Below are 10048 nucleotides of genomic sequence, written 5' to 3'. Positions count from 1 at the left end.
TGGGTTCAGAACGTCGTGAGACAGTTCGGTCCCTATCCGTCGTGGGCATTGGAAGTCTGAGAGGAGCTGTCCTTAGTACGAGAGGACCGGGATGGACACACCGCTGGTGTACCAGTTGTTCCGCCAGGAGCACAGCTGGGTGGCTACGTGTGGTCAGGATAAGTGCTGAAAGCATCTAAGCATGAAGCCCCCCTCAAGATGAAACTTCCCATCACTATAAGTGAGTAAGATCCCTCAGAGACGATGAGGTGGATAGGTCCGGGGTGGAAGCGTGGTGACACGTGAAGCTGACGGATACTAATCGATCGAGGACTTAACTAACCCGCTTAGCATTGAATGTTGAATCTCTTATTTAGTTTTCAGGGTATAAACTAATATCTTGCATTTTTATTTGAGTCACTCTATAATATAACTTGAGTTTCAAAATTTCATCTGATTTAATACTTTATCATATCGCGGGGTGGAGCAGTCTGGTAGCTCGTCGGGCTCATAACCCGAAGGTCGCAAGTTCGAATCTTGCCCCCGCAACCAAAATAATTCAACTGGCCCGCTGAATATGCTTCTGTGTTAGTTGAATATCAGTAGCGCTGTAAAGTGCAACCAAGACCGCATCGAATGTTTATCGGTGCTTTTTAAAACTGAGCAGTACCTTGAAGTTCAGCTAAATATTGACCATAGGGTCCGGTAGTTCAGCTGGTTAGAATGCCTGCCTGTCACGCAGGAGGTCGCGGGTTCGAGTCCCGTCCGGACCGCCATTTTAAGCTAATGAATGTATGGCTATAAAACAGGATCTTTGTCATCATAAAAATACATAATACTAAATGACCGTTTTCACTGAAAAGAAAACGGTCATTGTTGTATATAAAGCGAATATCAATTTTCCAAAAAGAAGGACGTAATGGATATTCTGTCAAATTTGCTTTTCAGGCTGTTTTTGCTATTATTAGACTTGAACTGACCGCCACTTAGCTAATGTTTGGATACTTTACGTGACGAAGTATTTCTTGTCACAATTTTATATATCACGTTTTTAAAGAGAAATCTGTACGGGAAAACATATGTAAAAAGCGCTTCATCTCTCACTTAATTTTGGGCTTTGCCCATCACAAAAGTGAAGTGGAGGTCTTCTCGCCTAAAAAGGTAAAAAATGATAATATTGGTGGTAAAAATGGATGAATTTGCATTTATTGATGCGATAAAACAACATACGTATAAACAGCCTTCAATTATCAAAGGTGTTGGCGATGATGCAGCAGTATTTCGTCAGTCTGCACAGGATATTGTTACTGCTGTTGATACTTTCGTTGAAGATGTGCATTTTTCCAGAGCCACGATGAAACCATTCCATATTGGTTATAGGACACTTGCAGCCAATACCAGTGACTTGTCTGCCATGGGTGCTGTTCCGGCATTTTATCTTGTATCAATTGTTATACCGGAATCCTGGAATGAGGACGAGCTGAAGGGTATATATAAAGGAATGGCGGAGTTGGGAAATACCTATAAGATGGATTTGATCGGCGGGGATACAGTATCGGGGAAAGAACTGTCGTTATCCATAACGGTATTTGGGTATGTCAATCGAAACAAAGCAAGATACAGAAATGCGGCAAAACCGGGTGATGTTGTATTTACAACCGGAACATTAGGTGATTCGGCTGCAGGCTTTTTTATGCTGACTAACCCGGGTGAGTATATTGATAAGGCATTTTATTATCGCAGACATCGAATGCCATCAATCAATGCCGATTTTGCCAGTGAACTGGAATTTCTGCCAAGACTGGCATTGAATGATATTAGTGATGGGTTAGCCAATGAAGCGAGCGAAATAGCTGAAGCTTCACAAGTCAGTTTGACCGTTTATGAGGAACAGGTTCCTGTCAGCACACATTTTGGTCAATTCCGCGACGACCAGCAATTTAAATGGAAAATGTTTGGCGGAGAAGATTTTGAATTGATTGGGACTGTTCCCAAAAAAAGTTGGGAAGACGTTAAACAGATTGCTGACTTAACACAAACACAGGTGACTGAGATCGGACATGTCGAGAACAGCGATGATTCTGGATCTGACGTATTTTTGGTTGACCGCGGACAGACCAAAAAACGGTTGGAGAAAAAGGGTTATACCCACCTGAAGCAGGTGAAAAGATGAGCGAGTATCAAATTGAGACACATTCTGAATTGGAAACAAAGCATGTTGCCGAGCAATTGGGCTTATTTTTAAAACCGGGCGATGTCGTCACATTGGAGGGTGACCTCGGGGCCGGCAAGACCACCTTTGCCAAAGGACTTTCTTCGGGTCTTGGTGTTACCCGGGTAGTCAACAGCCCCACATTTACCATTATCAAGGAATATCAGGGGGAGCTTCCTTTCTACCACATGGATGTCTATCGTCTTGAGGATTCCGAAGAGGATATTGGTTTTGAGGAATATTTTAATGGTGAGGGCGTCTGTCTTGTTGAGTGGGCGCACTTTATTAGTGAATTTCTCCCCTCTGAATACCTGAACATCAACATATCGTACATCGACGAATACACCCGTTTATTGGAATTTCTTCCGGAGGGCGAACGTTTTGACTCTGTTGCATCAGAATTACTAGGTGCACTGTAAGGAGCTTCTGTCATGAATATACTTGCAATGGATACATCGAATCAAATACTTGGGGTAGCCCTGCTGCAAGATGAACAGTTAATCGGCAGTATCACGACAAATATCAAAAAAAATCATTCTATCCGGTTAATGCCGGCCATTAATCAATTGATGCATGAAGTGGCCATGACACCGGCAGAACTGGATAAGATTGTAGTCGCCAAAGGGCCGGGTTCCTACACCGGTGTCCGGATCGGTCTGACGACAGCAAAATCGATGGCATGGTCACTGGATATACCGGTTGTCGGGATCTCCAGTCTTGAAGCGCTCGCGTGGCAGGGGCATTTTTATGACTCCTATATCTGTCCGTTTTTTGATGCGCGCCGGGGATTGGTATTCACTGGGATGTATCAAACTAAAAATAACAAACTTGAATTATCCGGTGAAGAAAAAAATGTGCTGATGGAAGATTGGCTGAAAGAACTGGCTGAAAGCAGGGAAGAAGTTCTTTTTTTAAGTCCGGATATAACAAAGCATGAGGATTTGATTCGGACTCATTTAGGTGACAGGGCGATTATTCCGGAAGGGCCATTCCACATGGCTGACCCGTCACATTTAGCGTTTGCTGGCTTGCATACTCAGCCTGACAGCACATACGGCTTAACCCCGAATTATTTGCGCCTGGCGGAAGCAGAAGCAAATTGGCTGAAAAAGGAACAAAGGAAAAATGGCTGAGCTCATTATCCGGCAGATGGAATTGTCCGATGTTGATGCGGTGCTGGAAGTCGAGAAAAATACATTTTTAGCACCATGGCCAAAGGACATCATCGTGCAGGAACTGACCGACAATGATCATGCGCACTATTATGTCCTGTTGATTGATCATCAGCTGGTCGCTTATGCGGGAATGTGGCATGTGATTGATGATGCACAGGTTACCAGTATCGCGGTAACCCCCGCCTTTCGGGGACAAAAATTGGGAGAAACGCTTTTTTTATACTTATTGGAACAGGCTGTCCGGATGGGGGCGAAGCGGTTTTCGCTCGAAGTCCGGGTTTCCAACACCATTGCACAGCGGATGTATCGAAAATTTGGACTTGTTCCGGGTGGTATCCGTAAAAATTATTATACGGATAACCAGGAAGATGCCATTGTGATGTGGGTGAATTTATCATGAAAACGGATAATTATATTCTTGGTATTGAAACAAGCTGCGACGAAACGGCTGTTGCCATTGTTAAAAACGGCAAAGAAATTATCTCAAACGTGGTGGCGTCGCAAATTGACAGTCATAAGCGATTTGGCGGTGTAGTTCCGGAAGTCGCATCACGCCATCATGTCGAGCAAATCACAGTTGTTTTGGAAGAAGCATTTAGTCAAGCAAATATGACATGGGAGCAGATCGATGCGATTGCTGTAACAGAAGGACCGGGACTTGTCGGTGCGTTGCTGGTCGGTGTTAATGCAGGTAAAGCATTGGCATTTGCTAAACAAAAACCATTGATTGGTGTTCACCATATTGCCGGGCATATTTATGCGAACCGATTTGAACGTGAATTCGAATTTCCGCTTTTGGCTCTGATTGTGTCCGGCGGCCATACGGAGCTTGTCCTGATGAACGAGCACGGATCGTACGAATTAATCGGCGAGACACGTGATGATGCAGCGGGCGAGGCGTATGACAAAGTTGCCCGCATGCTGGAATTGCCATATCCCGGAGGCCCTCAGATTGATCGATTGGCAGCTGAGGGAGATGAATCGATAGACCTTCCGCGGGCATGGCTGGAGGAAGGCAGCTTTGATTTCAGTTTCAGCGGATTGAAATCATCAGTTATCAACACTATTCACAATGCCTCACAGCGCGGACAATTATTAAACAAGGAAGATATTGCCGCCAGTTTCCAAGCAAGCGTTGTTGATGTGCTGACCGCCAAAACGTGGAAAGCTGCCCAAAAGTATAATGTGAAACAAGTGATTGTAGCCGGCGGAGTTGCGGCCAATCAAGGTTTACGAAAAGCACTGGGATCCAGATTCGTCGGTACGAATATCCCCTTGCTGATGCCGCCGCTTAATTTGTGCACCGATAATGCGGCCATGATTGCCGCGGCGGGATTTGTTGCCTATAAACAGGGAGAGCGATCCGGCTGGGATTTAAATGCGAATCCTTCACTGATGCTTAATTAATATCCACAAACTTATTCACAGTACTGTGGATATTTTTTATGATGTCAGGTATACTCGCTGTTGAAAATGTGGACGAAAAATTGTGTATAACTCCGGTTTGTTTGTGGAATATATGCATAACCCTGTTGAAAATCGGTAAATAAACTGTTGATTTGTGTGCATGTCTGTGGATTAGTGAAAAACAAATTCGTGAATTAAGAGTCCAAATTAAAAAAGTTTGGGGGATCCCAAACTTCTTCTGATCAATCTTGAGTCACGCGAAATAGCAGCACTGGAACTCCGCGAAATTCTGATCAACGGTTCCACCCTATTCCTGCAACGACGCCCATTCTTCCATTAAATGTTCAATGTCCTGCTTTAATTCGCTCGTTTGCTTTGTGAGCTCCAGTGATTTTTCGTGATCCTCATACACTTCCGGTTCGGCCATTCGCTGCTCAAGGGCTGCGAGTTCCGCTTCCTGCTGTTCAATGGATTCTTCGAGTTCACTTATCCGGCGCTCTTTTCTGCGTTTTTCGCGCTGCAGCTGCTTATCTTCCCGGAACTTTGCCTTGCCCTGACCCTCAGTCTGTATTGCTTCCTTTTCCTGAACCAGTTTTTTTATCTCTTCTTCTTCCTGTTTTTTCTCGATATAGTAGTCATAGTCCCCGAGATAGGCGGTTGCTCCGTCACGTTGCATTTCGACCACTTTATCAGCAATTTTGTTGATGAAATAGCGGTCATGGGATACAAATATAATCGTTCCGGGGAAGTCCATCATGGCAGCTTCTAGAACTTCTTTGCTGTCAATATCCAAGTGGTTGGTCGGTTCGTCCAGTACGAGCAAATTGGCATTTTGCATCATCAGTTTAGACAATGACAGACGTGCTTTTTCGCCGCCACTCAGTGAATTGACAACTTTTTTAACATCGTCACCGGAAAATAAAAAATTCCCCAATACGGTTCGGATATCCTTTTCGTCGATGTCCGGGTAGTCATCCCACAGTTCATCCAACACCGTTTTGGCCGAATTCAGCATCTTCTGTTCCTGGTCATAATACCCGATTTGGACATTGGTGCCGATTGTGATCGATCCCGCTTCCGGCTGTAATCGTCCGAGGATTGCCTTTAATAAAGTCGTTTTTCCAACACCGTTTGGCCCGACCAGGGCAATCCGTTCGCCGCGGTTGACATGCATCGTTACATTGGAAAACACTGCCTCGTTTTCATATCGGAAAGCAAGCTGATCAACTTTCAGCACATCATTCCCGCTGGGACGGTTGATCCGGAATGAAAATGATGCTGATTTTTCATCACCTTTTGGCTTATCAAGTGTTTCCATTTTTGCGAGCTGTTTTCGTCGGCTTTGGGCACGCTTTGTTGTCGAGGCCCGTGCAATGTTCTTTTGAATGAAGAATTCCATTCGCTTGATCTCGGTCTGTTGTTTTTCAAATTCCTTTAATGCCTTCTCATAATCTAACGCTCGCTGCCTTAGGTAATAGCTGTAGTTGCCATTATATTTTTTCGACTGATGCCGGCTGATTTCATAAACAGTTGACACGATTTTATCAAGGAAATAGCGGTCGTGCGACACAATTGTAACGGCGCCGGGATAACTGACCAGGTAATTTTCGAGCCAGGTCATTGTGTCGATATCAAGATGGTTCGTCGGTTCATCCAAGATTAACAGATCCGGTTTTTTCAACAACAGCTTCCCAAGCGCCAGCCGAGTCTTTTGCCCGCCACTCAACTCGTTGATTGGTGAGTTATAATCGTAATCCTGAAAATTCAGCCCGGTGAGCACAGCCTTAATGTCTGCCTCATACCGGTAGCCGCCGTCTGCATCGAAAGCCTGCTGTTTCCTGTCATAATCCAAAAGAAGCTGATCATAATCAGCCTCGGAGAGCGAATCAGCATAGGCCATTTTTTCTTCCAATTTGCGCAGTTCCCGCTGCTGTGCGAGCAATCCGTCAAATACGGTGATCATCTCATTCCAGATGGTTTTATCCGACTCAAGACTGCTATGCTGGGTCAAGTAGCCGATGGAAAGGTCTTTTGGTTTGAAAACCTCACCCTCATCATAGGTAAGCTCTTCCGCCATAATTTTTAAAACCGTTGACTTTCCTGCGCCATTCCTGCCGACAATCGCTATCCGGTCGTTTTCATTTATTTCAAGTTTAATATTAGCTAGTATTTCTTCGGCTCCGAATGACTTGGATACGTCATTGAGCTGCATTAATATCATTGTTGTTCACTCCATTCCATCCAAGTGTACCTTATTCCAATTTGGAAGGGCAATCATATTGTGAAATTAATCCCTAAATGCCCGATTTGGTTCAACTAACAATCAGTGGGGAAAAAGCCCCCCACCGATTGAAGTTTCACTTTATCACGACTTATCAATTTTTTTCTGATAGAATAGGGGCGACGATAGAAATGGCTAAATGGAGATGAAACGATGTCAGATTTCACACACTTTAATGAACAGGGCAGAGCACGAATGGTTGATATCAGTGAAAAGCAGGAAACGGAACGTACAGCCGCAGCTGCCTCGAGCATTCAACTGACGAAGGAAATCTATGAAAAAATCATATCCAATACCATGAAAAAAGGGGACGTTCTGGCGGTTGCGCAAGTAGCAGGGATTATGGCCGCCAAAAACACCTCCGACTGGATCCCCATGTGTCATCCGCTGCAATTGAAGGGAACCGATATTTCATTTGATTGGAAGATTGCAGATGATATTTACGAACTGCAGATTGAAGCATCGGTTAAAACAAAGGGGTCGACCGGTGTGGAAATGGAAGCGTTGACAGCAGCTTCCGCAACGGCGCTGACGGTATACGATATGTGTAAAGCACTTGATAAAGGCATGATTATCGGCCCAACCTATTTAGTTACGAAAACTGGCGGTAAATCAGGTGACTATCACCGGGATGCCGGGGAGGACTGACATGGATCAAGATAAAATACCGCAGGCGACGGCCAAGCGGCTGCCGTTATATTACCGCTTTTTAAATAATCTGAGCCACCAAGGCAAAAAACGTGTTTCATCAAAAGAACTGAGTGAGGCGGTTAAAGTTGATCCAGCGACCATTAGGCGTGACTTCTCTTATTTTGGTGCACTGGGCAAAAAAGGGTATGGCTATAATGTGGAATACTTGCTGGGCTTTTTCCGGAAAACACTGGATCAGGATGAACTGACAGAAGTCGCCTTGATCGGGACGGGGAATCTTGGCACCGCTTTTTTACATTACAATTTCCTGAAAAACAATAACACGAAAATCGTGATGGCTTTTGACGCGGATTCCGATAAAGTCGGATCAGACATTGGCAGTGTGCCGGTTTATCATATCGATGATTTGGAAGAAAAAATGGGCTGGGTATCGGTGGCTATTCTGACAGTCCCGTCCGATGAAGCGCAAGCCATTACGAACCGACTCGTTGATTTCGGTATTTCCGGAATTTTGAACTTTACTCCGGCACGAATTACGGTGCCGTCATCGATTCGAGTCCATCATATTGATCTGGCGGCAGAATTGCAATCGCTTGTTTATTTTCTAAAGCACTATCCGCTGCACTCAGGATCCTAATCATTTTGGTTGTATCCACTATGTTCATCGCTTATGGTCGGAATAGAGAAGGTTTTTAGTGCAGAATTGCAGGAGGCGTCAAGATGGGCAAAATCAATCCTAAATGGCTGGTTGTCATGTCAGTGTTATTTGGTACATTTACGGTCATTTTGAATAACAGTATGCTGAATCCGACACTTCCGACATTCATGGAGATTTTTGATGCGGATGCTGTTGCGGTCAGCTGGCTGTTGACGATTTTTATGGTTTCGATGGGAATGACAATGCCATTAACAGGTTACCTTGGCGACCGTTTTGGCAAGAAGCGCATATACATAACCGGGTTGTTCATTTTCACCGCAGGATCCATCATGGGGGCTTTATCAGTGAATCTGCCGATGATTATTATGTCCAGGGCTGTTCAGGGCACCGCCGGCGGGTTGATGATGCCGATTGCAATGGCACTGATTTTTAATGCCTTTCCGAAAAGGGAGCGGGGGATGGCTGTTGGAATCTATGGTGTCGCTGCAATGGTTGCTCCGGCGATTGGTCCGACAGTCGGCGGTGTTGTGATTGAATACTTTGCATGGCCTTTTCTTTTTTTGTTTAACATTCCGTTTGCCGTTACTGGGACTTTGTTTTGTCTCCGCTATTTGAAACCGACGGAAAAAAATCCTGACTTGAAATTTGACGTGGTCGGCTTTTTACTGATCACAAGCGGGGTTGGTGCAATCCTGTATGCACTTGGCCGCGGTTCGACGCTGGAACTATTGTTGTCGCCGATCAGTATAGGCTGTATCATAGTCGGGGTTCTGCTGGTTGTTGTTTTTGTTAAATATGAAACGAAGCAGGAGCAGCCATTGCTTAACCTGACCATTTTTAAAATCCCGACGTATTCAGTTTCGATTGCGGTCACAGCAACCGCGTCAATTGGCTTGTTTTCGGGGATTTTCCTTTTGCCGCTTCTTATTCAGGAAGTCTACGGCATGAGCGAAATTATGACCGGCCTCTTGTTTCTCCCTTCAGCATTGCTCAGTGGTCTGTTCATGACATTGGGCGGTAAACTGCTGGACTTGAAAGGACCGAAATATGTGGTGCCGATTGGCCTTCTGCTTCTCGGCAGCTTCACATTGGCGCTCGGGTTTAATACAATGTCCACATCTTTTTGGTTTATCCTGGTGCTGCATAGCCTCCGTGGTGCCGGTCTTGGCATGTGCAATATGCCGGCAACGACAGCCGGGATGAACGCGATACCCGATCCTCAAGTCGCTCAGGGGTCTGCGATGAACAATGTAATCAGACAGATCTTTTCTTCATTTGGGATCGTGTTCTTCTCAATTTATTACGAGGTAAGGCGTGCTCAGCTGTTCGCGGGAGACATCGAAACACAGCAGGCTTCATTGCAGGCTCTGAACGAGGCATTCATGATAGCGGGTATTTTTATCCTGTTGATGATACCCGTCTCATTTATCATGAAAGGTACGGATGAATTAAAAAGAAGCAGTGCATCTGAATAGCACTACTTCTTATTCCTATGATTTTTTATTTTGAAGTGGATGATAAACATGCGTATACTGACACCAAAATCGAGTGTGGCGAAAAAGGCGAGCAGTATGGTTAGAAAATTCCAGATCGTCTCGTCAGCACTCAGGACGGCAACATAGGTGAATAAAATGCCCAGCAGGGAGTAAATGATTCCCATCATTTTTGGTGATATTTTCATAAAA

The 10048-nt window shown here is 44.9% G+C and carries 10 protein-coding genes, 2 tRNA genes and 1 rRNA gene; 11 read left to right on the top strand and 2 right to left on the bottom strand.

Annotated features, from left to right (window positions below; translation table 11 throughout):
• The 8 genes from VK097_RS01350 to tsaD form a co-directional block, all read left to right on the top strand.
• Positions 1-321 (top strand): 23S ribosomal RNA (locus tag VK097_RS01350); the annotation flags it as partial.
• 133 nt (positions 322-454) lie between these two features.
• Positions 455-531, top strand: a tRNA-Met gene (locus VK097_RS01345).
• A 147-nt stretch (positions 532-678) separates the two neighbouring features.
• A tRNA-Asp gene (locus tag VK097_RS01340) sits at positions 679-755 on the top strand.
• Positions 756-1168: 413 nt separating this feature from the next.
• Positions 1169-2152 carry a thiamine-phosphate kinase gene (thiL, locus tag VK097_RS01335; protein ID WP_414672142.1) on the top strand — a complete coding sequence of 328 codons (984 nt, stop codon included), beginning with the start codon at positions 1169-1171 and terminating at the stop codon, positions 2150-2152.
• Positions 2149-2610 carry a tRNA (adenosine(37)-N6)-threonylcarbamoyltransferase complex ATPase subunit type 1 TsaE gene (tsaE, locus tag VK097_RS01330; protein ID WP_324209996.1) on the top strand — a complete coding sequence of 154 codons (462 nt, stop codon included), beginning with the start codon at positions 2149-2151 and terminating at the stop codon, positions 2608-2610. The genes thiL and tsaE overlap by 4 nt, the downstream gene beginning before the upstream one ends.
• Positions 2611-2622: 12 nt before the next feature.
• The gene (tsaB, locus tag VK097_RS01325) at positions 2623-3324 is read left to right on the top strand and encodes a tRNA (adenosine(37)-N6)-threonylcarbamoyltransferase complex dimerization subunit type 1 TsaB (RefSeq protein ID WP_324209995.1); all 702 of its coding nucleotides are present in this window, start codon (positions 2623-2625) and stop codon (positions 3322-3324) included.
• On the top strand, positions 3317-3766 hold the full coding sequence (gene rimI / locus VK097_RS01320) for a ribosomal protein S18-alanine N-acetyltransferase (protein WP_324209994.1): 450 nt from the start codon (positions 3317-3319) through the stop codon (positions 3764-3766). The genes tsaB and rimI overlap by 8 nt, the downstream gene beginning before the upstream one ends.
• Positions 3763-4773, top strand: a complete 1011-nt coding sequence (gene tsaD, locus VK097_RS01315) for a tRNA (adenosine(37)-N6)-threonylcarbamoyltransferase complex transferase subunit TsaD (RefSeq protein ID WP_324209993.1) — start codon at positions 3763-3765, stop codon at positions 4771-4773. Before rimI ends, tsaD begins: the two co-directional genes overlap by 4 nt.
• A 307-nt stretch (positions 4774-5080) precedes the next feature.
• Here the strand turns inward: tsaD and VK097_RS01310 are convergent, their stop codons facing one another.
• The gene (locus tag VK097_RS01310; protein WP_324209992.1) at positions 5081-6994 is read right to left on the bottom strand and encodes an ABC-F family ATP-binding cassette domain-containing protein; all 1914 of its coding nucleotides are present in this window, start codon (positions 6992-6994) and stop codon (positions 5081-5083) included.
• A gap of 213 nt (positions 6995-7207) precedes the next feature.
• Here VK097_RS01310 and moaC point away from each other — a divergent pair, with 213 nt between their 5' ends.
• The 3 genes from moaC to VK097_RS01295 all read left to right on the top strand — a co-directional run bounded on the left by moaC (position 7208) and on the right by VK097_RS01295 (position 9838).
• A complete protein-coding gene (gene moaC, locus VK097_RS01305) occupies positions 7208-7702 on the top strand; it encodes a cyclic pyranopterin monophosphate synthase MoaC (RefSeq protein WP_324209991.1) in 495 nt (164 codons plus the stop codon).
• Position 7703: 1 nt separating this feature from the next.
• Positions 7704-8342: a redox-sensing transcriptional repressor Rex gene (locus tag VK097_RS01300; RefSeq protein WP_324209990.1), complete on the top strand. Its 639-nt coding sequence runs from the start codon at positions 7704-7706 to the stop codon at positions 8340-8342.
• Positions 8343-8425: 83 nt separating this feature from the next.
• On the top strand, positions 8426-9838 hold the full coding sequence (locus VK097_RS01295; protein WP_324209989.1) for an MDR family MFS transporter: 1413 nt from the start codon (positions 8426-8428) through the stop codon (positions 9836-9838).
• Positions 9839-9840: 2 nt separating this feature from the next.
• Here the strand turns inward: VK097_RS01295 and VK097_RS01290 are convergent.
• On the bottom strand, positions 9841-10048 hold a 208-nt coding region (locus VK097_RS01290; protein ID WP_324209988.1), incomplete at its 5' end, for a YdiK family protein.

Source organism: Lentibacillus sp., from assembly GCF_035301675.1.
Taxonomy (GTDB): domain Bacteria; phylum Bacillota; class Bacilli; order Bacillales; family Amphibacillaceae; genus Lentibacillus.
This window is presented reverse-complemented; position numbering and strand designations above follow the sequence as displayed.

Excerpts from the sequence above, each read along its gene's own strand:
- thiL (WP_414672142.1), top strand. The coding sequence starts at position 1,169 with ATGGATGAATTTGCATTTATTGATGCGATAAAACAACATACGTATAAA.
- tsaE (WP_324209996.1), top strand. The coding sequence starts at position 2,149 with ATGAGCGAGTATCAAATTGAGACACATTCTGAATTGGAAACAAAGCAT.
- tsaB (WP_324209995.1), top strand. The coding sequence starts at position 2,623 with ATGAATATACTTGCAATGGATACATCGAATCAAATACTTGGGGTAGCC.
- rimI (WP_324209994.1), top strand. The coding sequence starts at position 3,317 with ATGGCTGAGCTCATTATCCGGCAGATGGAATTGTCCGATGTTGATGCG.
- tsaD (WP_324209993.1), top strand. The coding sequence starts at position 3,763 with ATGAAAACGGATAATTATATTCTTGGTATTGAAACAAGCTGCGACGAA.
- VK097_RS01310 (WP_324209992.1), bottom strand. The coding sequence starts at position 6,994 with ATGATATTAATGCAGCTCAATGACGTATCCAAGTCATTCGGAGCCGAA.
- moaC (WP_324209991.1), top strand. The coding sequence starts at position 7,208 with ATGTCAGATTTCACACACTTTAATGAACAGGGCAGAGCACGAATGGTT.
- VK097_RS01300 (WP_324209990.1), top strand. The coding sequence starts at position 7,704 with ATGGATCAAGATAAAATACCGCAGGCGACGGCCAAGCGGCTGCCGTTA.
- VK097_RS01295 (WP_324209989.1), top strand. The coding sequence starts at position 8,426 with ATGGGCAAAATCAATCCTAAATGGCTGGTTGTCATGTCAGTGTTATTT.